The 21166-nt window shown below is 35.3% G+C and carries 23 protein-coding genes; 12 read left to right on the forward strand and 11 right to left on the reverse strand.

Features of this window, described 5'->3' with window-relative positions:
- Positions 1-42 precede the first annotated feature (42 nt).
- The 7 genes from VB796_RS04480 to VB796_RS04510 all read left to right on the forward strand — a co-directional run bounded on the left by VB796_RS04480 (position 43) and on the right by VB796_RS04510 (position 5020).
- Entirely contained in the window at positions 43-498 is a 456-nt protein-coding gene (locus VB796_RS04480) for a hypothetical protein (RefSeq protein WP_323345314.1), read from the forward strand.
- A gap of 167 nt (positions 499-665) precedes the next feature.
- The gene (locus tag VB796_RS04485) at positions 666-1214 is read left to right on the forward strand and encodes a hypothetical protein (RefSeq protein WP_323345315.1); all 549 of its coding nucleotides are present in this window, start codon (positions 666-668) and stop codon (positions 1212-1214) included.
- Positions 1211-1462: a hypothetical protein gene (locus VB796_RS04490; protein WP_323345316.1), complete on the forward strand. Its 252-nt coding sequence runs from the start codon at positions 1211-1213 to the stop codon at positions 1460-1462. Before VB796_RS04485 ends, VB796_RS04490 begins: the two co-directional genes overlap by 4 nt.
- Positions 1459-1788: a type II toxin-antitoxin system RelE/ParE family toxin gene (locus VB796_RS04495; protein ID WP_323345317.1), complete on the forward strand. Its 330-nt coding sequence runs from the start codon at positions 1459-1461 to the stop codon at positions 1786-1788. The genes VB796_RS04490 and VB796_RS04495 overlap by 4 nt, the downstream gene beginning before the upstream one ends.
- An 11-nt stretch (positions 1789-1799) precedes the next feature.
- Positions 1800-2951 carry a 1-deoxy-D-xylulose-5-phosphate reductoisomerase gene (locus VB796_RS04500; protein WP_323345318.1) on the forward strand — a complete coding sequence of 384 codons (1152 nt, stop codon included), beginning with the start codon at positions 1800-1802 and terminating at the stop codon, positions 2949-2951.
- 91 nt (positions 2952-3042) lie between these two features.
- The gene (rseP, locus tag VB796_RS04505; RefSeq protein ID WP_323345319.1) at positions 3043-4389 is read left to right on the forward strand and encodes an RIP metalloprotease RseP; all 1347 of its coding nucleotides are present in this window, start codon (positions 3043-3045) and stop codon (positions 4387-4389) included.
- Positions 4390-4420: 31 nt separating this feature from the next.
- Complete coding sequence (locus VB796_RS04510) at positions 4421-5020, forward strand: DUF6702 family protein (protein WP_323345320.1); 600 nt, start codon at positions 4421-4423, stop codon at positions 5018-5020.
- On the opposite strand, the gene VB796_RS04515 is transcribed toward VB796_RS04510, so the two are convergent.
- The 10 genes from VB796_RS04515 to VB796_RS04560 form a co-directional block, all read right to left on the reverse strand.
- Entirely contained in the window at positions 5017-6024 is a 1008-nt protein-coding gene (locus VB796_RS04515; protein WP_323345321.1) for a 5-methylcytosine restriction system specificity protein McrC, read from the reverse strand. The two genes, VB796_RS04510 and VB796_RS04515, sit on opposite strands and share 4 nt — an antisense overlap.
- Before the next feature lie 72 nt (positions 6025-6096).
- Complete coding sequence (locus tag VB796_RS04520; protein ID WP_323345322.1) at positions 6097-7428, reverse strand: AAA family ATPase; 1332 nt, start codon at positions 7426-7428, stop codon at positions 6097-6099.
- Between the two features lie 125 nt (positions 7429-7553).
- Positions 7554-7736, reverse strand: a complete 183-nt coding sequence (locus tag VB796_RS04525) for a hypothetical protein (protein ID WP_323345323.1) — start codon at positions 7734-7736, stop codon at positions 7554-7556.
- Between the two features lie 138 nt (positions 7737-7874).
- Positions 7875-8051 carry a hypothetical protein gene (locus VB796_RS04530; protein WP_323345324.1) on the reverse strand — a complete coding sequence of 59 codons (177 nt, stop codon included), beginning with the start codon at positions 8049-8051 and terminating at the stop codon, positions 7875-7877.
- Between the two features lie 291 nt (positions 8052-8342).
- Positions 8343-8831 carry a GtrA family protein gene (locus tag VB796_RS04535; protein ID WP_323345325.1) on the reverse strand — a complete coding sequence of 163 codons (489 nt, stop codon included), beginning with the start codon at positions 8829-8831 and terminating at the stop codon, positions 8343-8345.
- A gap of 4 nt (positions 8832-8835) precedes the next feature.
- Entirely contained in the window at positions 8836-10251 is a 1416-nt protein-coding gene (locus VB796_RS04540) for an NADH-quinone oxidoreductase subunit N (protein WP_323345326.1), read from the reverse strand.
- A gap of 121 nt (positions 10252-10372) precedes the next feature.
- Complete coding sequence (locus tag VB796_RS04545; RefSeq protein WP_323345327.1) at positions 10373-11827, reverse strand: NADH-quinone oxidoreductase subunit M; 1455 nt, start codon at positions 11825-11827, stop codon at positions 10373-10375.
- 14 nt (positions 11828-11841) lie between these two features.
- On the reverse strand, positions 11842-13743 hold the full coding sequence (nuoL, locus tag VB796_RS04550) for an NADH-quinone oxidoreductase subunit L (RefSeq protein ID WP_323345328.1): 1902 nt from the start codon (positions 13741-13743) through the stop codon (positions 11842-11844).
- 166 nt (positions 13744-13909) lie between these two features.
- Positions 13910-14236: an NADH-quinone oxidoreductase subunit NuoK gene (gene nuoK / locus VB796_RS04555; protein ID WP_109742430.1), complete on the reverse strand. Its 327-nt coding sequence runs from the start codon at positions 14234-14236 to the stop codon at positions 13910-13912.
- Positions 14237-14302: 66 nt separating this feature from the next.
- Entirely contained in the window at positions 14303-15118 is an 816-nt protein-coding gene (locus VB796_RS04560; RefSeq protein WP_323345329.1) for a 3'-5' exonuclease, read from the reverse strand.
- Positions 15119-15327: 209 nt separating this feature from the next.
- On the opposite strand from VB796_RS04560, the gene VB796_RS04565 reads away from it, so the two are divergent.
- Together VB796_RS04565 and VB796_RS04570 are read left to right on the forward strand one after the other, a co-directional pair.
- A complete protein-coding gene (locus VB796_RS04565) occupies positions 15328-16299 on the forward strand; it encodes a polyprenyl synthetase family protein (protein WP_323345330.1) in 972 nt (323 codons plus the stop codon).
- Between the two features lie 47 nt (positions 16300-16346).
- The gene (locus VB796_RS04570) at positions 16347-16973 is read left to right on the forward strand and encodes a rhomboid family intramembrane serine protease (RefSeq protein WP_323345331.1); all 627 of its coding nucleotides are present in this window, start codon (positions 16347-16349) and stop codon (positions 16971-16973) included.
- A gap of 56 nt (positions 16974-17029) precedes the next feature.
- On the opposite strand, the gene VB796_RS04575 is transcribed toward VB796_RS04570, so the two are convergent.
- On the reverse strand, positions 17030-17779 hold the full coding sequence (locus VB796_RS04575; protein WP_323345332.1) for a copper homeostasis protein CutC: 750 nt from the start codon (positions 17777-17779) through the stop codon (positions 17030-17032).
- Positions 17780-17986: 207 nt separating this feature from the next.
- On the opposite strand from VB796_RS04575, the gene VB796_RS04580 reads away from it, so the two are divergent.
- From VB796_RS04580 to VB796_RS04590, 3 genes are all read left to right on the forward strand, one after another.
- Entirely contained in the window at positions 17987-18208 is a 222-nt protein-coding gene (locus tag VB796_RS04580) for a DUF2795 domain-containing protein (RefSeq protein WP_026997867.1), read from the forward strand.
- A gap of 119 nt (positions 18209-18327) precedes the next feature.
- Positions 18328-19779 (forward strand): leucyl aminopeptidase family protein, encoded by a 1452-nt coding sequence (locus VB796_RS04585; RefSeq protein ID WP_323345333.1) that lies wholly within the window; start codon positions 18328-18330, stop codon positions 19777-19779.
- Positions 19780-19942: 163 nt separating this feature from the next.
- The gene (locus VB796_RS04590) at positions 19943-21157 is read left to right on the forward strand and encodes an ATP-grasp domain-containing protein (protein ID WP_323345334.1); all 1215 of its coding nucleotides are present in this window, start codon (positions 19943-19945) and stop codon (positions 21155-21157) included.
- Positions 21158-21166: the final 9 nt, after the last annotated feature.

The following is a 21166-nucleotide window of genomic DNA, read 5'->3' on the forward strand; positions in this document are numbered from 1 at the left end:
TTCCAACTAAATTGTTGGGATTGGTGTCTTTCCGTAAAAAATATGAAATACTCATCTCTACTTTTAATTACGATAGCTCTATTTTCTTGTAAGAAAGAAACTACTATTTCTCCACCATCTTTGATAGGTTCAACTTGGCATTTGGTGGAATCAAGGGAGAATCTGAACCTGACCATGCCCATTTCATCTTTTACATGGAAAAGTTTTAAAAGACAATCAAGTGGTGACATCACCTATCAGTTTTCGACTGATTCGGTTATCGAAAAAGACTACCCTTGTGACCTTTGTTACAGAGGTTTAATAACACGTAAAGCAAAATATAGCAAGGTGGACGAGGATTTTAAAATACAGGTTGAGCCTGATAAAGAATCATTAATCATTTATGGAAATTCCAGTAATAGTATTGTTAAATTAACGAATGATACATTGATTATTGGTAAAAATAAGATAGGTCGTGAAGGAGATTACAGTGAGTTTAAGTTGGTAAGACTGAAATAAATTTATTGAAATTACTATCATAGAACGCTATAAAAGTCTGAAATATAGAACTTTTATAGCGTTTTTGTTTTTAACCTTTATTAAACAATTGAGTTAATACTTTTAAACCTTATTTTTGTGTAAATCTTGATAAAGTTTAAGATTAACAATCAGTAGAAAACTAAGAAATGAGTGTAGAAATAAAATATTTGAGTAAATTAAGAGATGACACAACCTTCGTTTATATTTATACAGACAGTTATAGTGAAGCCGATTATGGCTTTATTATTGACTTCAACGAAGAGTTTTTAGTCCTTAAAAAATTTAATGAAGAAAGTTTATTCGATGGAATTTCTATTCTGAGAAGAGATAATATTACCCGAATCAATTGGGGAGGAAATGATATTGAAAATACTTTCAAATTAATTTTTAAGAAAGAATACGAATCGGAAGTAAAAAATATCAATTTAGAATCGATTGAAACCATTATAAAGTCTGCTTTTGATAATTTTAATCACCTAACTGTCAGAATTCAAGATATTGATAGTAGCGTTTATATTATTGGGCAATTAGAAGATATTGACGAAGAAACTTTAGTGATTAATGCTTTCGGAACTAAATCAACCTTAGATAGAAGTCATTTAATGGTTTCTCTCGAAAACATTACCCGAGTAGATGCAGGCGGAATTTATGAACGAAATTTGCAGATATTATTTGATAAAAAAGCACAATCATGAGACAATTAACAATTTCAATACCTGATAATCACGCCTCTTTTTTTCTAAAAGTGGTAAAAGCCTTTGATTTCGTAAAGGTTGAAAAGAATATTAAGGTAGAAGAACCTTCTTTATCGGCTGAACAAAAGCGGATTCTTGATGGAATTTCAGAAGCTGTAAATGAAGTAAACCTACATAAACAAGGAAAAATAAAATTACAATCAGGCGATGAATTTTTGAACGAATTAAAGAGGGAGGGATATTTATGACAGAATTAATTGTTACAAATTATTTTAGTCGTGAAGCTAAACCTTTGGCTAAAAAGTATCGCTCACTTGCTTCTGAAATAGTCTTACTTTTTGAATCACTCAAAATAGACCCAATTCAAGGAGATGCTTTACCGTTAGGTTGCTACAAAATCCGTCTCGCTATTGAATCAAAAGGAAAGGGGAAAAGAGGTGGTGCAAGAGTGATTACACATTTTCATATAAAAGATGATGAGATTTACCTCATCTCAATTTATGATAAATCAGAACAAGAAGACATTTCAGATAAAGAATTATTGAGACGTTTAAAAGCCTTAGATTTGGCGTGAACGTAAATTATATGCAAAAAAGAAGAATAGCCATTCTTGGCTCAACGGGTTCGATAGGTACTCAGGCATTAGAAGTAATCGAAGCGAATCCAGATAGTTTTGAAGTAGAAATTTTAACGGCTCAAAACAACGCTGATTTATTGATTGAACAAAGTATTAAGTTCAATCCCAATTGCGTAGTTATTACCAACGAAACCCTTTACGACAAAGTTTTTACGGCTCTTTCACATACCGACGTGAAGGTTTACGCAGGTATGAAAGCCGTTGAGGATGTCGTACAAATGGATACCGTTGATATAGTTTTGACCTCAATGGTTGGTTATGCGGGACTTTTACCGACTATCAAAGCCATTGAAGCAGGTAAACATATTGCCCTTGCCAACAAAGAAACTTTAGTAGTCGCAGGTGAAATTATTACCAAACTTGCCGAAGAAAAAGGCGTAAATATCTATCCTGTCGATTCTGAACATTCAGCTATTTTTCAGTGTTTAGTCGGAGAGTTTCATAATCCAATTGAAAAAATAATTTTGACGGCTTCGGGTGGACCTTTTCGTGGAAAACAGCGTACAGAGTTAGAAACCGTCACAAAAGCTCAGGCATTGAAACATCCAAACTGGGTAATGGGAGCAAAAATTACTATTGATTCTGCCAGTTTGATGAATAAAGGTTTGGAAGTAATTGAAGCGAAATGGCTTTTTGGTTTGCAAGCTTCTCAAATTGAGGTAGTTGTGCATCCGCAGTCAATTATTCATTCCTTAGTTCAGTTTGAAGACGGTTCGATGAAAGCTCAAATGGGTTTACCCGATATGAAATTACCGATTCAGTTTGCCTTAGGTTTCCCGAATAGACTAAAATCGGATTTCCCACGTTTTGACTTCACAAAATATCCGTCTCTCACATTTGAACAGCCCGATAAAAAAACATTTCGTAACTTGCAATTAGCTTTTGACGCAATGGAAAAAGGCGGAAATTTACCTTGTATTATGAATGCCGCCAACGAAGTAGCCGTAGAAGCATTTTTACAAGATAAAATTGGTTTCTTAGCCATGTCAGATTTCATTGAAACTTGTATGAGCAAAGTATCGTTTATTCAAAAACCAAGCATTGATGATTATGTGCAGACGGATGAGGAGACAAGACGGTTTGCGAAGGAATTATTGTGAAAATTACTTATAATTAATATCAAAAAATAATAATACACGTTACCCGATTCAACAATGAGAACTGTTTACTGGTAACTGATAACTGAAAATAATGGAAGGTTTAGTAATGGCGGGACAGTTGATTTTAGCACTGTCAATTTTAGTTAGTTTGCACGAATTTGGGCATTATATCACGGCAAAGTGGTTCAAAATGCGAGTAGATAAATTTTATCTTTTCTTCGACTTTTTATTCCCTGTTCCAACGGTTTTAAATTTCGCTTTGTTCAAAAAGAAAGTCGGTGACACAGAGTACGGCATCGGTTGGTTTCCTTTGGGTGGTTATGTTTCTATTGCAGGAATGATTGACGAAACGCAAGATGCGTCCAAATTATCAACCGTTCCAGAACCTTGGGAATTTAGAGGAAAACCAGCTTGGCAGCGTTTAATCGTAATGTTAGGTGGAATTATCGTCAACCTTATTTTGGGCGTTCTCATTTTTTGGGGTATCAGATACAACTCTGGCGATAACTACGTAACGCTTTCGGAAGTAAATAAGCAAGGTATTTATGCAGGTAAAATTGCAGAAGAAGTTGGCTTCAAAACGGGAGATAAAATCTTAGCTGTGAACGGGAAAGTGCCTGTTCGCTTTGATGAAGTTCCTAAGTTAATCATGGAGGATGATGCCAAATACACAATTGAACGTAACGGTGAAACCAAAGATATTACGCTTCCAAAAGGTTTTTTAGACCAATTAGCTAATGGTAAAAAAGGTGAATTTATTCAAGAAGGTTTACCTTTTGACATTAAAGAAGTTGCAGAAAACGAAGGCGGTGGCGGTGCTTTCAAAGCAGGTCTAAAAGTGGGAGATAAATTTGTGGGTGTTGCAGGGAAACCTGTGAAATTCTACCAAGAATTAGCTCCAATTTTGATGGAAAATAAAGGAAAAATTGTAACTGCAATTATTGATAGAAAGGGAGCTTTAGATACCTTGAAAATTAGTGTTTCGAGCGAAGGTAAAATTGGTATCAGACCAAACTCTTTATTGAAATCTACCCACGAAGATTATACTATTGGGCAAGCATTCAACGCTGGTTTTGTAGAAGCATTTGCCGTTGTAGGAACGAATTTGAAAGGATTCAAAAAGATTTTTAAAGGTGAAGTTTCTGCTTCAAATGCCGTGAGTGGTCCCGTTGGAATTGCCAAAATTTTCGGTGGAAAATGGGATTGGGCTAATTTCTGGTTTTTGACTGGGCTATTATCTATGTCATTAGCATTTATGAATGCTTTGCCAATTCCTGCTTTAGATGGTGGACACGCTATTTTCTTGATTTGGGAAATGATTACGGGAAAAACTCCTTCAATCAGAGTGCAAGAAATTGCTCAACAAGTCGGAACTGTGATTCTTTTAGGATTGATGGTTTTTGCTTTCGGAAACGATATTTTTAAGATTTTCAAGTAATTGTAACTCGATGTTTCCACATCGGAATTGAATGATTTTTTTGCAAAGAAATAATAAGAGAAGTTTCAACTTCCCGAAAGTTTTAAACTTTCGGGAAGTCACTAAGTCATCAAAACCTGCAAGTCTCAAAAACACTTGCAGGTTTTTGGTTTTAGGAATGGTATTTATTCTCAATACGTCTTTTCTCCCTTCTACGCACGACTTCCATACCAGTCTTACTGAAATGCGTTATAATGTTAAGTCAAAATCCTTTGAAATTAGCCTTAGACTATTCACTGACGACTTGCAAAAAGCACTTTCTGCTAATAACCAAAATAGAAAATTCGTAGTAGAAAATACCGATAAAAATGATGCTTATGTAGAGGCTTATGTGCGAAAATATTTTGCGGTAATCAATCCCAAAAATCAAAAGATTACCTTTCAATATGTGGGTAAAGAAAACGAAGGAGAAGCTACTTGGATTTATTTGGAAATGCCTGTAAATGAGTCTGTTAATGGTTGTAAGATTCAAAATATTACATTGTTTGATATGTTTGATGACCAAACTAATATCGTAAATCTGTTCTTCCAAAACCAGAAGAAATCGTATTTATTTAATTCAAAGAACAAGGTTTTTACTATTGACATTTAAGCCTCAATGATTGCTAATAAATCTGATTTAATTCCTTGCCAATCTTGATTTAGATTTAGCGTTTCAACCCTAATCGTGTGTCCTTCGTGCATATACGACAAACTTAAAGACTTTTCAATGGTTGGATAAATCAAAATACCTTCAGCTTGTGTATCTTCTTGATTTTTCAGGTAGGCAAAAAGTTGGTACAAATGCGGTGAGTGAATTTTTTCTGAATTATAGTATTTCTGAAAGGTTTCAGTATAATATTTGGTATCAATAATTAGTTTTTTACCATCAATTTTTATCGAAATATCGGTCTGCATTTTGGGTAAAAAATGAGTATTTTCTCCTGTCATTTTCCAGCGTAAATCTTCTCGATAAACCTTTGCTTTTGGGGCTTCAATTTTATAAAAATTACGAATAAAATCCTCAAAAACTTTCGCCATTTGTCTTTCATCTTGTACAAAATCTCTGAAAATAAATCGCCCTTCTATTTGATTAGGTATTAAATTTAGATAGATTAATTCGCTGATATTCAATAGAAAAGAATACAGAATATTGTTTTTGGGAGTATCAATTTGTCTGAAAACCCCTGCCGAAATATTGATTTCATTTATATCATTCATTCGCCACAAAACAGCTTTAATTTCGTGTCTCAACTTGGTGTTTAACGCTTCCGTTCTGTGAAGATTAATCAGGGTTGTTTTAACAATTTGATTTGCTAAAATATTACTCGAAAGTTCATCGTATTCACAAACGGCAAGTCCTTTTACAAACAAGTTTTTTTTGAAAGACTGACTAATATCCAACTTACCTTTGATACCTTGATAAGTTTCTGTTTGGGATAAATATTGTTGTTCTAAACCTCTTTTCAATAAAGTCTTCGAACCATTTAATAATACTCGTGCTAAAAGATTAACCAAATCAGGTGACTCGTCGGTTGAAACTTCAATCAAATCTCTTTCCTCCAGCCTATTCCAAGCGTAGCAGAGTAAATAATATATGTTTTGAATTGGAATCAATTATTGGGTATATTAGTAATACAGACTTCAGTTTGTACCAGCCAAAGTCAATTCATGCAGACTAAATTACGGTCAGAACTGTTCAATTAATTTACTGATTTCAACTTTGGCTTTTTCTTCATTATCAAACCAATATTCTTCCAAAAGTGGAGCAATTTCTAAATTCACGACTCTTCTGTACCACCTTTGTGGATGATCATTTTCGTGGTAATTTGAGAAATAACTATGCCCAATTTGAAAACCTTTCCCAAGATTTCTGTCATTCAAAATCTTAGTATTCAAAGCCATTATCCGTGATGTAATCTCTTCAGAAAATTTCTTTGGAACCCCTTGTTTCATCAAGAAATCAATAAATTTTTGATTAAATAGAGGTTCAAGAGCAATGAAGGCGAATCTTCGACGTAAAGCGTAGTCTATCATCGCTAAAGAACGGTCTGCCGTGTTCATGGTACCAATGATATGCAGATTATCAGGTACATAAAATGGTTCAGAGTCTTTATCTCCATAAGTTAAAGGCATTTCATTGGCTCGTCCACGTTTGTCAGATTCAATGAGTAGGAGTAGTTCGCCAAAAATTTTACTTAAATTTCCTCGATTGATTTCATCAATGATGAAAAAATGGTCAATTCCTGAATTACGTTGTGCTTGCCGACAAAAATCATAAAAAACGCCATTTTTGAGCTTAAAACCACCATGGTCGTCAGGTCGCAAACCTTGAATAAAATCTTCATAAGAATACGATTGATGAAATTGTACCATTTTGATTCTACCGTCGTCTTGGGTGCCGATTAATGTGTAAGCTAAGCGTTTGGCTATAAAGGTTTTTCCGACACCGGGAGGTCCCTGCAAAATAATATTTTTTTTATATCTGAGGGTATCAATGATGTCATCAAACTTATCGTCATCAATGAAAAGGTCATTTAATGCCTCTTTTTTTTCATAAGGAATCAAAATATCTTCATGTTGTAAGGATTCTTTTTGGGCATCAATCATTGCTTGAATCGCCTCAAATTCATCTTCATTTAGCTTAAATAAACTTCCTTGATTATTTTTTAGAATATCAGAATCTTTAAAAAAATGGATAGCTTTCAAATCGTCCCAGTCGATAGGTTCTGGAACTTTATCAATTAGTTTCAAAGAAATAACTTCATCTAATTTTGTGTCACGATGTAATGGTTTGATAATTTCAAAAATGGCTTTTATTTGTTTGATAGGGGTTGATTCGTAGCCAATAACTAAATCTCCTTTCTGCACCATTTCAAAGTTTTTATAGATGCGTCTTTTATTCCCAAACTCATTGTAAGATGTATAATGCAGAATTTGGTCAACCTTAAATGAATTAATTGTCCAGATTCGTGGATTAGCATTTAGCCACCAATAATTTCGAGTTTTCTTATCTTGCATTTATATGAATTTTGGATGGTAACAAATATAATCAAAAGTGCTTTTATGTTATTCATAAAAAAAGAGCCTTGACATAGTCAAGACTCTTTTTTTTGTTTTCTTTCGAAAGAAACTATTGGCTCTAATTACTTAGCAGCAGCAGTATCAGCAGACATAGCAGCAGCAGTATCAACAACAGCAGCAGTATCAACAACTACAGTAGTATCAACAGTTACTGAATCAGTTGCAGTAGTTTCAGCTTTTTTCTCAGAACAAGCAGCTAATGACATCATTGAAGCTACTAATGCGAATGCAAAGAATTTTTTCATTTTATTGTTAAGTTATTTTTATTAAATACTATAATATTGTTTTTCTAAGGAAGGAGAATGTTTAATTTGAAAACATAAAAGTCCTGACTATGTCAAGACTTTTATATGTTCTCTTTCGAAAGAAACTATTGGCTCTAATTACTTAGCAGCAGCAGTATCAACAGCAACAGCAGTATCAACAACAGCAACAGTATCAACAGCTACAGTAGTATCAACAGTTACTGAATCAGTTGCAGTAGTTTCAGCTTTTTTCTCAGAACAAGCAGCTAATGACATCATTGAAGCTACTAATGCGAATGCAAAGAATTTTTTCATTTCTGTGGTGAATTTGGGTTTGATTTGATACAAATTTATGTACAAGTTTTATTCTGTGCAAGAAATCTTAATGAAATTTTAATAATTCTTAAAAGTTCTTTCTTTTTGATTGCTTTTTCTGAGAAAAGTACAAATTTATCCTTAAAACTATGTTAAACTTAACGACATTTTCACTTTTTTAAGGCTACTTTATTAAGTTTTAGACCTGTTAAATCTTGAATAAGTAATATTTTTGGTTTTTTTTATAAAAAAAGCTTCCGTATTAAACGGAAGCTTTTTGATGTTTTCTAATTAAGAAACAAGTTTCTTTAGTCTATCATAAAAACCTGTGCTTCTAAAAGTGAAAGTTTTATGTAAAATATAATTAAATACAAAACTTACGCCCATTCCGACAATCTGACAACCCAATTCATTAAGATTCATGGGTTTTTCTGAAAATGGTAGTATTATCGTGTTTTTACCTAAAGTTGATTCTACAAACTTGAGTGAAGTAACAGAGAAAAAGACCGTTATTCCCCAAGAACCTACTGCGACCATCATGAACTTGAGCATCTCCCTGCGAGTCTGATTGGTATTACGGGCATCAAAAGCGAACATTTTAGTCAAAACAAAACCAACAATGAACGAGATAAGATAAGCCAACGAAACGGCAGAACTGTATGAAAAATGGAAACTATTCCGAAGAAAACTTCCAGCTATCAGTTGAACTGCTGCTCCCGTTCCTGCTACTAAAAAATAGGCAATGAGGTCTTTTTTATTGATTAAGTTTGATTTCGGCAATGTGTTAGAATAGTTTTTTGACTAAGTCTGGAGCAATTCCCAAAATGATAGTCAAGGCTGTTGTTAAGATTAGAGTATATTTATAAATGGGCGAAATTTCGATTTTTTCAGTATCTCCATTTCTCATGTAAGCGGCAATGATTGGTTTAAAATAATAGTAAATACCAACTGCTGACATTAAAATTGCGATTACCAATAACCCTTTAAATAATATTGATGGATTGGCAAAAGCATCTGTAAAGATAAAGAATTTACCGAAAAATCCTGCGGTTAAAGGAATTCCTGCTAACGACAACATCGAAACTGTTAATACAAATGCTAAGAATGGATTGTTTTTAGCTAAGCCATTTAAAGCATCAAAACTTTCATCTGCTTTTCCTGCTTTTGCTTTCGCTTCTGAAACCACAATTAATACGGCAAAAGCTGAAATTGTTGCAATCGAATATGCCAATGAGTAAAATAAAATTGATGAGTTTGTTTCAGGTCGTTTTGCTAATACGGTAATCAATAAATATCCTGCGTGCGATATGCTTGAGTAAGCCAACATACGCTTGAAACTTTGTTGATAGACTGCCGTGATATTACCGATGATTAAAGTTAAACCTGTAATATATACTAATGGATTTCCCCAAAGACCGTACATTGCTGGAAATGAAGTAGATAATAAACGGTATGTTGCGGCAACACCTGCTGTTTTTACAACTGTTGACATGAAGGCTGTAAAAATTGTCGGGGCTCCGTCATAAACGTCTGGCGTCCAGAAGTGAAATGGTGCTGCTGAAATTTTAAATAACAAACCTACCATTATCAAAATAGTACCAGCCATCAAGATTGGGCCATATTGTCCGCCCATTTGTGCTTTTGCTTCGTTTACTGCTGCACCAATTCCATGAATTTGGAATGAACCTGTTGCTCCATAAACCAGTGCTACTCCGAAGAGTAAAATACCCGTTGCAAATGAACCCATCAAGAAATACTTTAATGCCGCTTCATTTGAACGTAAATTTCTCTTATCTGACCCTGTAAGTACATACATGGACACCGAAAGAATCTCTAAACCTACAAAAAGCATTATTAAGTTTTCGTAAGTTACCATCATAATTGCTCCAACGACCGAGAAAAGCATGATGGCATAGTATTCAGCAGGATGTGAATGTTCTTCATCATCACCAAAATGTCTTGAGATTGCAACTACAAGCAGTGCTGCTACTAAGATTACGGTACTAAAATTGATGGATAAATTATCGGTTTTTAGCATACCGTTAAACCAAAAATACTCATGATTCCAGTCTGCAAAATTTAACCCCAAAGCAATGAGGATAAAAATTAAGGTCGCAGGTAATAAGATTTTACGGTTGTTTAAAAACCCTAAAAACAAACTACTTATTCCAAAAAGTGATAATGCTATAATTGCGTTCATAATATCAGTTATCAGTTATCAGTTGTCAGTTATCAGTTATCAGTTTCGGTTAGTGATTCAGTTTTACGCTAATTTCACTTACCTCAATCCCATATCTCATACCTCATACCTAAACTTCCTATTACTTAATGATTGATAATAATTGAATAACGGCTGGTTCTGTTAATTTTAAGAACATATTAGGAGCAAGTCCTAAGGCAATAACCATAAATGACAAAGGGAGTAATACTGCTTTTTCAGAGAAAGTTAAGTCTGTAAAACCTTCAGTGATTTTTGAAGTTATTCCAAACATTGATTTTTGAACCATTCTCAACATATACACGGCACCCAAAATGATTGTCAAACCTGCTATTGCTCCAACCCATACATTGTAAGCGTAAACTCCTTTCAATAATAAAAATTCACCCACAAAACCATTGGTTAATGGAAGTGCAACCGAACCTAACATTAAGATAATGAAGTACACGGTCAAGTTTGGTGTTGTTTGCGTGATACCACCTAAACGAGCCAATTCACGAGAATTAGTGCGTTGTTGAATAATTTCAACGATGAAGAAAAGACCTACTACGTTGATACCGTGAGCCAACATTTGGATTAATGCTCCTTGAATACCGTCAATATTTCCACTAAAAATACCCGCCGACATCAAACCTACGTGTGCAAATGATGAATACGCAATTAAACGTTTCATATCTTTTTGCTGAATGGCAATGATTGAACCATACACAATACCGATGACAGAAAGAATAACTGCAATCATTCCGTATTTATCAACTGCCAATGGAACGATGGGTAATATAAAGCGAATTAAACCGTAAGTACCCATTTTCAACATAATACCTGATAATAACATTGTTCCAGCCGTTGGAGCTTCCACATAAGTATCTGGTTGCCAAGTGTGGAATGGGAACAAAGGCATTTTGATAGCAAATGCAATGAAGAATGCTCCGAAAATATAACCTTGTTGTGTAATATCTAACATTTTCGCTGCATCATAAATAGAAGCAAAGTCTGATTTATGAGCAATCCCTGGTGTTTGAAGATACAAATAAACCAAAGCCAACAACATAAATAATGACCCGAAGATGGTATATACAAAGAATTTGAAAGTAACCTTAATACGATTTTCTCCTCCCCAAATAGCAGCGATAAAATACACTGGAATTAAGGCAACTTCAAAGAAGAAATAAAATAAGAAAATATCCCTTGCCGTAAATACACCAATTAATGCTGCTTGCATAAACAAGATAAGAGCATAGAAAGTTGGAGCATTTTTATAATCATTCCCAAAAGTTGATAGAATGATAAATGGAACCATCAAAGTGGTAAGACAAACCAGAGTTAAACTAATTCCGTCGATACCCACTGAGAATTTAATCCCCGCTGAATGAATCCAATCGAAACTTGTGGCAAATTGCGTGGTTGCATCAGGGACAAATGAGCCATAAATAAATAGACCCAAAGCTAATTCTGCAAAAGCAAAAGCAGCCGCAACTTTTTTAGTATTTTCCCCTTTAGTCGTGAGGGTGATTAGCCCTGCAATGATGGGTAGGAGAATTAGTGAAATTGTTAGCATCTTTATATTTTATATTACCCTAAAATAAAACTTTTCAAACTATAGATAATGATGATGGCAATTGACAATACCATCGCAAAAATGTAGTAACCCGTAGTACCATTTTGTAATAAACGAGCTTCTGCCGATAACGATTTTACCAATTTGCCTACGCCTTCTACAATTAAATCTATTACTAAGAATTCAAATACAGAAGAGAAGAAATTAGACAATGCCGTGATTGGCTTCACAAATACTTTATCATAAAGTTCGTCAATATAGTATTTATTATAAACAACTTTTTGGAATCCAGCTACTTGTTCATCTGCTACAGGAACTGTCTTTTTACCTACATAAATAACATAGGCTAATCCTGCTGAAATCAAAGCGGCAATTACTGAAACAACCATTAATGTTTTTTCTAATGATTCATCAACTGCGGCGTGTTCTACATTTGAATGAGCAAAAAGTGGAGCCATAAATTCAGCTAAACTTGCGTGACCACCAAAAATATGCGGTAAGTTGAAGAATCCACCCACTGCCGAAAGCACTGCCAAAATCATTAATGGAGCAGTCATCGTAATTGGAGATTCGTGCAAATGGTGTTTTTGTTCGTGCGTTCCTCTGAATTCTCCGAAGAATGTCAAAAACAACAAACGGAACATATAGAATGAAGTCATCATTGAACCAAATACGGCAAAACCCCACATCACTTTATCATGCTCGAAAACGTGAGCTAAAATTTCATCTTTCGAGAAGAAACCTGCAAATGGAGGAATACCTGAAATGGCAATAGTTGCAATCAAGAACGTAATAAATGTAATTGGTAAAGCTTTACGCAAACCACCCATTTTACGAATATCTTGCTCGTCTGACATAGCGTGAATTACCGAACCTGCTCCCAAGAATAATAATGCTTTGAAGAAGGCGTGAGTCATTACGTGGAAGAATGACGAAGAATAAGCCATTACACCCAAGCCCATAAACATATATCCCAATTGAGAAACCGTTGAGTAAGCCAATACTTTTTTAATATCGTTTTGGAATAAACCAATTGAAGCCGCTAAAATTGCCGTTGCCGTACCAACCCAAGCCACAATGTGCAAGGTATCTGGTGCAAGCGAATACATAAAGTTTGAACGGATAATCATGTAAATACCCGCCGTTACCATCGTAGCTGCGTGGATAAGTGCAGATACAGGTGTTGGACCTGCCATCGCATCGGGTAACCATGTGTATAATGGAATTTGAGCTGATTTACCCATTGCTCCTACAAATAACAAAAGTGTAATGTAGAATAATGTTTTATCTCCTGATAAATATCCGCCGTCAGTTACTCTTTCTAAAACATCTGCATATTCAACTGAACCGAAATGCGTAATGATTAAGAAAATACCTAATAAAAAGCCTAAGTCACCAATACGGTTCATAATAAAGGCTTTGCGAGCGGCATTTCCATAGTTGTTGTTTTTGTTCCAGAATCCAATTAATAGATAAGAACACAAACCAACACCTTCCCAACCAATGAACATTACCACGTAATTTGACCCCATTACTAAAAGTAGCATGAAGAATAAAAAAAGGTTTAGGAAAGCAAAAAACTTACCGAAACCTTCGTCGTGGCTCATGTAGCCGATTGAATAAATATGGATTAATGAACCAACTCCCGTGATGATTAACAACATCAATAAAGATAATTGGTCAATTAGAAATGACATTGATATGTTCAATTTTCCGACGGTAATCCAATCGAAAACTGAAACTACTTGTGGTTTACCGTCGAATCCGAAGAATAAAGACAATACACAAGCAAAAGATGCTAAAGCTGCTCCCGAACTGATGATTCCAGCCAATGACTTGGGTACATGGCGAAACCCGATTCCGTTAATAAGGAAACCAAGGAGGGGAAGAAGTGGAATTAGTGTAATTAAAGACATAATTTTTAGCTATGAGTGATGAGTTACGAGTTATGAATTTGTGAAGTTTACTCCTTGATAACTTTTTAACTCAATTCTAAGTATCTGTAAAGAATTAGTTTAAGATTTAGAATTAATGTTATTTCCTGAACACTAACCCCCAACTCCCAAAACCTAACCCCTAACATTACCATTTCAATTTATTCAACAAGCCAACATCAATGGTTTGGATATTGCGGTAAATCATAACGATGATTGCCAGTCCAACTGCTACCTCTGCGGCGGCTACTGCCATGATGAAAAATACAAAAATTTGACCAGACGGGTCAGACTTGTACGATGAAAATGCTGCTAAGAGGAGATTCACAGAGTTGAGCATTAACTCAACAGACATGAAAATAATAATGGCATTTCGGCGAGTCAATACGCCGATGATTCCGATACAAAACAGAGCTGTGCTGAACCAAATGTAGTAGTTCAAAGGAATTTGTCGGATAATGTCAGGTATTTGCATAATGCTTGGTTTACGTAATAAGATGCAAAAATACGGTTTTGCCTTTAAAATTGAAACGATTATTTTCTACTTATTGTTAAAAGCTCTCAACTTTATTTCAGTTAATTTTCTTTTAGTGTCCATCGGGAAATCTCCTTTCATCATCCAGTCATAATAAGAAGGCTCTTCTTTTAAGACTTGCAAAACGGGTTTTCCTGCGTGTTTTCCAAAATTAATTACCTCAATTCCATCTTTATTGTAGGTCATTCTTTGAGCGAAATCCACTAATTTTGAAGCAGTTATCTCATGTAAGGCATCCATATCGTTCTTTACAGGTTCGATTTCTTCTCCTTGTGAATTTTTGATTTTTACGCCTTCATAATGTTGAACTTGAGCGTTGAGAACCTCCAAAGTAGCGATGGTATCGGCTTCGGCAGAGTGGGCATCAATTAATTCTTTTTGACAATAAAATTTATACGCAGCTCCAAGATTACGAGGTTCCATCAAATGAAAAATACGTTGAGCATCAATCAAACGACGATTTTTTACATCAAAATCAACTTCATTTCTCAAAAATTCTTCTACCAACATAGGTACATCAAAACGATTTGAGTTGAAGCCCGCCAAATCACAACCTTCCAAAAACTGAGCCATCGATTTGGCAATTTGCTTGAAATTGGGTTCGTTTGCCACATCTTCGTCATAAATTCCGTGAATTAACGATGACTCCAAAGGAATGGGCATTCCTGGATTTACTCTTCTTGTTTTTACCGTAACTGTTCCATCAATATTAGCTTTGGCGATACTGATTTCTACAATACGGTCTTTTATCATATTGATACCCGTAGTTTCTAAATCGAAAACTGCGAGTGGCTTACGGAGTTTTAATTGATGAGTTAACATTATGCTTGTTTACAGTTTGGGAATTTTAATGTAAAGTTCCTTCGACCGCAAAGTTAGCCAAAATAAATCTGAAACGAGTGAGGGGTTTAAATTCTTCTTTCTAAATTTGGTGGAATTTAATGTTTGTTAAACATGACTTCATTTTTTTAGTTGAACTAAAATGAGTATTTTATTCATAATTAGAGATTCATTTTCCAAATTTCGTTTTAATGACTACCAAACACTTCCAACAAGCTCTCAACGAAGAATTTGCCCAACAGACTTACGGTGAAAATCCTCCAGAATTATACGAACCAATCCGTTATTTGATGTCATTAGGCGGTAAACGATTACGCCCAATGATGACTTTAATGGCTACTGCTTTATTTACCGACGATTGGCAAAAAGCCGTGAAACCTGCTTCTGCGGTTGAAGTTTTTCATAATTTTACCTTGATGCACGACGATATTATGGATAACGCTCCTTTACGTCGTGGAAAACTAACGGTTCATGAAAAATGGAACGCCAATATTGCTATTCTTTCGGGTGATGTGATGCTCGTGCAGGCGTATGAATTATTGATGGAAGTAGAAGATAGCCGTTTCAAAAAAGCCATGAAACGCTTTAATCGCACGGCGGCTGAGGTTTGCGAAGGTCAGCAATTGGATATGAATTTCGAGAGTCGTGAAAACGTAACTGAATCGGAATATTTAGAAATGATAAAGCTAAAAACCTCTGTTTTATTAGGTTATGCCTTAGAATTAGGTGGGATTATTGGCGGAGCAAGCGATAAATCTTGCGAATTATTGTATGAAGTTGGTATCAATATCGGCTTAGGATTTCAATTAAAAGATGATTTGTTGGATGTTTACGGCGACCCTGTAAAATTTGGAAAGCAAGTCGGGGGCGATATTATTTCCAATAAAAAAACCTATATGCTTATTGAAGCTATTGAAAAAGCAACGGGCGAAACTAAAGAATCATTGAATTATTGGTTAAATGCCAAGGAATTTGACAATGCCGAAAAAGTAAAAGCTGTTACCGCTATTTATGATACTTTGGGCATCAAACAATTAGCCGAAGCCAAAATCAATGCGTATTTTGATAAAGGTTTGGAATGTCTTGCCAAATTAAAGGTAGAAGATGAACGTAAAACCGAACTCAAAGCTTTTGCAGAAATGTTAATTGATAGAGAAGTGTAGTCAGTGAATAATTAACAGAAAACAGTTAACATTTTTAACAGAAAACCATGTCATTAACTTTCATTTTTATAGGAATTACCGTTGCTTTGAGTCTCTATGCTTGGAACAATTATAGTATCATGAACAAATGGATTATGAATCCGTATTCAGTGCAGCGAAACCATGAATATTACCGTTTTCTAACGTCGGGTTTTCTTCATGCTGACTATGGACATTTGTTCTTCAATATGCTGAGTTTATACTTTTTTGGAGCGAATGTAGAATATTATTTTTCCGTTCTTTTTGGCGAAAGCACAGGAAGTCTTTTATACGCTGCCTTATATTTAATTGGAATTATTGTGGCTAATTATCCTGATTTTGCAAAATATAAAAACAGTAGCGGATATAATGCACTTGGGGCATCTGGAGGAGTTTCTGCCGTTGTTTTTTCGGCAATTTTATTTAACCCAACCGCCACAATTTTGATTTATTTTATTCCAATGCCAGCATTTATGTATGCAGTACTTTATTCGTTTTATTCATATTATATGTCAAAACGAAATTTGGATAATATCGGACACTCTGCTCACCTTTACGGAGCAGGTTTTGGCGTTGTATTTACCTTATTATTAAAACCCGATTTAGCATTGAGTTGTATGGCTCAGATAACGGAATATTTGCAGCGTTTCTTATAGTAACACAGACTTCAGTCTGTCTGTAACGATTAACGGACAGACTGAAGTCTGTGCTACTAAAATAAATCCACTACCGCCCGAATTTTATCTGCATCCGAATAAACAATATCATATTCTGGCACTTCTGACAGCCCGCCCATCGCAATTCCTTCTTTTCTGTACACCATTTCAGAATCTCTGCTTGACTTTCCTGTTAGGTGTAAGGCATTTACGCCCGTGCTTGCGAGAGTTTGTGCATTTTGAACATTTACGCCACTGCCAGCCATGATTTGAATACGTCCGTCGGCACGTTTTACCAATTCGGTAAGGTCTTTAACTCCCTCCATTGCGGTATTTTTTTGTCCAGACGTTAAAATTCTATGGCAACCCGCTTCAATAATATCTTCAAGAGCCTCAAAATAGTCACGAGCCATATCAATAGCACGGTGAAAAGTAACTTGTAGGGGTTTTGCTAAATCAACCAATTCTTTTGTTTGGGCAATATTTACCCGACCATCTTTTTGTAAAATACCCAAAACGATACCGTCGCAAGTCAAAGATTTAACCATTTGAATATCGGCTTTCATTACTTCGATTTCATCATCAGAATAACAAAAATCACCCCCACGTGGGCGAATCATGGCATGAATTTCGATAGAAGTTTGTTGTTTAGCTAAAGAGATTAATCCTGCTGACGGAGTAGTGCCACCTTCGTATATACCAGCACAAAGTTCAACTCGTTTTGCTCCGCCTTGTTGGGCAGTAAGGCACGATTCGAGGGAAAAAGCACACACCTCAATGATAGGTGAAAACTTAGAAAGAGTCATAGAAATAAAATTTATTTTAGGCAAAATATAATGTTTTCAGAAATTTTGTGTTATTTGGAAGTAATAATTTTTAAATGGAAACAGTTTTTCATAAGGAAAAAAATTATACTTTTGCAATCCTAAGAAAAATAGCTAAAAATACGAAGTATAAGAAACTTATTCTCAGGGTTTTAAATTAGTAATTAATCGTAACCAAATTCATAGATTATGTACTGGACACTTGAATTGGCATCATACCTTGAAGATGCACCATGGCCTGCAACCAAAGACGAACTCATTGACTACGCTATCCGTACTGGGTCGCCGTTAGAAGTAGTTGAAAATTTACAAGAACTTGAAGATGACGGTCAGCCGTATGAAAGCATCGAAGAAATCTGGCCTGATTATCCGACCAAAGACGATTTCTTCTTTAATGAAGACGAATATTGACAAACACAAAATGCCACCCGCAAGGTGGCATTTTTTTATGTAACTCGAATCTCCTGATTCGAGAACTTTCATTTATTTTCGATGAGAAACGAATTTCCGCCCAGCTCGGGTTACAAAACATGAAAATCAACCATATTACTCAATTAAATGCTGATTCAAAGGTTATTGTTCAGTCTTTCTTACAAGATGAAAATTTTGATGGTCAACTACAAAAATCTTGTGCTGATTATGCTCTTAATTTCGATTTAGTAAATCAGGATTTTAAAGCTGAATTGAAGGAATTTCAAATCTTTCATTCAGCTAATAATCAAAAGGTTATATATGTGGGTTTAGGGGAGAAACCTAATTCGTTAGACATTATCAAAGCTTTTAGAACGCTATTTTTAAAGCAAAAAACGAAATTGCCTGATGGCGTAACAATTGATGTTCAAAATTTGCCTAATGAATGGATTGAATATGCCGTGATTGGCTCAATGTTAGGAGGTTATGATTTGGATTTATATAAAACTGAAAGAAAGGGGACATCGCCAATTTTTCAGAAAGATGGGGTTTTGAATATCCTTTCATCCCTTGAAAATACGAATGATATTATCTCAAGAGCGAAAGCAATTGCTAAAACTCAAATGCAGATTTTTGACTTGATGAATGCTCCTGCCAATAAAAAAACACCTCAAACGTTGGCGGATTGGGCGGTAAATTCGGGTAAAAAGTTTGGATATTCTGTCAATATTTTAGAAAAACAACAACTAAAATCGCAAAAATTAGAGGCACTTTTAGCCGTTGGACAAGGTAGCGAACACCCGCCAGTTTTGATTGTGATGGAATATAAATCACCAGAAGCAAAGCAAAAAGTAGGTTTAGTGGGTAAAGGCGTGACGTTTGATACAGGTGGAATTTCGATAAAATCTTCAACCAATATGCACTTGATGAAGTCGGATATGGGCGGAGCAGCTGCCGTTTTGGGTACGATTGAATTGGCGGCAAAATTGCAATTACCCGTTCATTTAATTGGCGTAATTCCCGCTTGCGAAAATGCCGTTGATGGAAAATCTTTCAAACCAAGTGACGTAATTGGCTCGTATTCTGGAAAAACCATTGAAATAATTGATACCGATGCGGAAGGTCGTTTGATTTTGGCAGACGGTTTAAATTATCTCGTGAAAAATTATCAACCAGATACGATGATTGACTTGGCAACGCTTACAGGTAGTTGCGTGGCTACTTTGGGTTATCATGCGGCAGGTTTATTTACAAACAATGATGAATTAGCCCAAAATCTTGCCAAAGCAGGCGACCAAACAGGAGAAAGATTGTGGCGTTTACCACTTTGGGATATTTATAAAGAAGACATTACTTCTGATGTTGCCGATGTCCGTAATTATTCTGGAAAACCAATGGCAGGTGCAATTTCTGCAACAAAATTCTTAGAAGTTTTTACCGAAAATCACCCAAATTGGGCTCATCTGGATATTGCAGGGACGGCTTTTGGTGATATTGAATTTGCTCCACAAAGAGCAGGGACAGCTTTTGGCGTTAGGTTGTTATTGGAGTTTTTAGAGAAGATGGTTTAGGTTTTGATTTTCAGAAAATTAATGATTAATTTAAACCTTATGGAATAAAGAACACTGGTTTTATGGATTAGACACGAATTTTATTTTTAAAATGATTTTTTCATATTATTAATCCGTGTCCAATCGGTAAAATCAGTGTTCCATTTAAAACTCTAAAATCAAAATGACTCAATCGCTCTCTTTTCTCTGCATTTCAACTTTTTTTAAAGGCAATGAATTTTTACGCTCGTGCAAACAAGCGGGGAATACCGTTTATCTTTTGACCAATAAAAAATTGGAATATAAACCTTGGGTTCGGGAATTTATTGATGAAGTTTTCTACATTGAAGAAAAACCTGATGGCTCATTTTCGATGGATGAAATCATTGCGGGTTTGGCATACATGATGCGGTCGAAGAAAGTAGATAGAATTGTGGCTTTGGATGATTTTGATGTAGAAAGAGCGGCACATTTACGGGAACATTTCCGTATTCCAGGAATGGGACAAACCACCAGCCGACATTTTAGAGATAAATTGGCGATGCGAATGAAAGCTCAAGAAGCAGGTATAAAAGTGCCAATGTTTACAAGTCTATTTAATGACCACGATATTTTTGAATTTACCCAGAAAGTAACGTTTCCATGTGTGGTAAAACCACGTTCTGAAGCTTCTGCAACTGGTATTAAGAAGGTCTATAATTCAGAACAACTATGGGAAGTGGTTCATCATTTGGGAGATAGACGACACGAATATTTAGTGGAGCAATTTAAACCTGGCGATGTTTTCCACGTAGATTCGCTTTCGGTAAATGGTAAATTTGTCTTCACTCGTTGTAGTCAATATTTATCAACGCCAATGGAAGTGGCTCATGGCGGAGGAATATTTAGGTCAGTAACCGTACCGTTTGGCTCAAAAGATGATAAAGCTTTGCAAAAAGCTAATACCCAAGTGATGAAAGCTTTTGGCATGAATTATTCTGCGAGTCATTCAGAGTTTATCAAAGACCACGAAACGGGCGAAATTATCTTTTTGGAGACGGCTTCAAGAGTAGGAGGGGCAAATTTAGCCGAAATGGTGGAAGCCTCTTCAGGCATCAATTTATGGCGTGAATGGGCGATTATCGAAACGGCAATGGCAAAAGGCGAGGAATACGTTTTACCATCTGTTGAAAATAGCTATTCGGGAATTATTATTTCTTTATCCAATCATCAACATCCTAATACAGAAGGTTTTAACGACCCAGAAATTTATTGGAGAATGGAGATGGAATACCATATTGGTTTTATTGTAAAGTCAGATAAGCGAGAAAGAGTTATAGCGTTATTGGACGATTATGCCCAAAGAATTTATGATAATTTTCATGCTTCTGCTCCTATTTCTGCGAAATCAACACATTAAATAAATAGA

Origin of the sequence: Arcicella sp. LKC2W, assembly GCF_034931005.1 — a bacterium.
Taxonomy (GTDB): domain Bacteria; phylum Bacteroidota; class Bacteroidia; order Cytophagales; family Spirosomataceae; genus Arcicella.

Coding starts and splice junctions, on each gene's coding strand:
- VB796_RS04590 (WP_323345334.1), top strand. CDS start 19,943: ATGACTCAATCGCTCTCTTTTCTCTGCATTTCAACTTTTTTTAAAGGC.
- nuoL (WP_323345328.1), bottom strand. CDS start 13,743: ATGTCTTTAATTACACTAATTCCACTTCTTCCCCTCCTTGGTTTCCTT.
- VB796_RS04540 (WP_323345326.1), bottom strand. CDS start 10,251: ATGAACGCAATTATAGCATTATCACTTTTTGGAATAAGTAGTTTGTTT.
- VB796_RS04495 (WP_323345317.1), top strand. CDS start 1,459: ATGACAGAATTAATTGTTACAAATTATTTTAGTCGTGAAGCTAAACCT.
- VB796_RS04575 (WP_323345332.1), bottom strand. CDS start 17,779: ATGACTCTTTCTAAGTTTTCACCTATCATTGAGGTGTGTGCTTTTTCC.
- rseP (WP_323345319.1), top strand. CDS start 3,043: ATGGAAGGTTTAGTAATGGCGGGACAGTTGATTTTAGCACTGTCAATT.
- VB796_RS04520 (WP_323345322.1), bottom strand. CDS start 7,428: ATGCAAGATAAGAAAACTCGAAATTATTGGTGGCTAAATGCTAATCCA.
- VB796_RS04485 (WP_323345315.1), top strand. CDS start 666: ATGAGTGTAGAAATAAAATATTTGAGTAAATTAAGAGATGACACAACC.
- VB796_RS04580 (WP_026997867.1), top strand. CDS start 17,987: ATGTACTGGACACTTGAATTGGCATCATACCTTGAAGATGCACCATGG.
- VB796_RS04570 (WP_323345331.1), top strand. CDS start 16,347: ATGTCATTAACTTTCATTTTTATAGGAATTACCGTTGCTTTGAGTCTC.
- VB796_RS04480 (WP_323345314.1), top strand. CDS start 43: ATGAAATACTCATCTCTACTTTTAATTACGATAGCTCTATTTTCTTGT.
- VB796_RS04560 (WP_323345329.1), bottom strand. CDS start 15,118: ATGTTAACTCATCAATTAAAACTCCGTAAGCCACTCGCAGTTTTCGAT.
- VB796_RS04545 (WP_323345327.1), bottom strand. CDS start 11,827: ATGCTAACAATTTCACTAATTCTCCTACCCATCATTGCAGGGCTAATC.
- VB796_RS04530 (WP_323345324.1), bottom strand. CDS start 8,051: ATGAAAAAATTCTTTGCATTCGCATTAGTAGCTTCAATGATGTCATTA.
- VB796_RS04585 (WP_323345333.1), top strand. CDS start 18,328: ATGAAAATCAACCATATTACTCAATTAAATGCTGATTCAAAGGTTATT.
- VB796_RS04525 (WP_323345323.1), bottom strand. CDS start 7,736: ATGAAAAAATTCTTTGCATTCGCATTAGTAGCTTCAATGATGTCATTA.
- VB796_RS04490 (WP_323345316.1), top strand. CDS start 1,211: ATGAGACAATTAACAATTTCAATACCTGATAATCACGCCTCTTTTTTT.
- VB796_RS04565 (WP_323345330.1), top strand. CDS start 15,328: ATGACTACCAAACACTTCCAACAAGCTCTCAACGAAGAATTTGCCCAA.
- nuoK (WP_109742430.1), bottom strand. CDS start 14,236: ATGCAAATACCTGACATTATCCGACAAATTCCTTTGAACTACTACATT.
- VB796_RS04510 (WP_323345320.1), top strand. CDS start 4,421: ATGATTTTTTTGCAAAGAAATAATAAGAGAAGTTTCAACTTCCCGAAA.
- VB796_RS04500 (WP_323345318.1), top strand. CDS start 1,800: ATGCAAAAAAGAAGAATAGCCATTCTTGGCTCAACGGGTTCGATAGGT.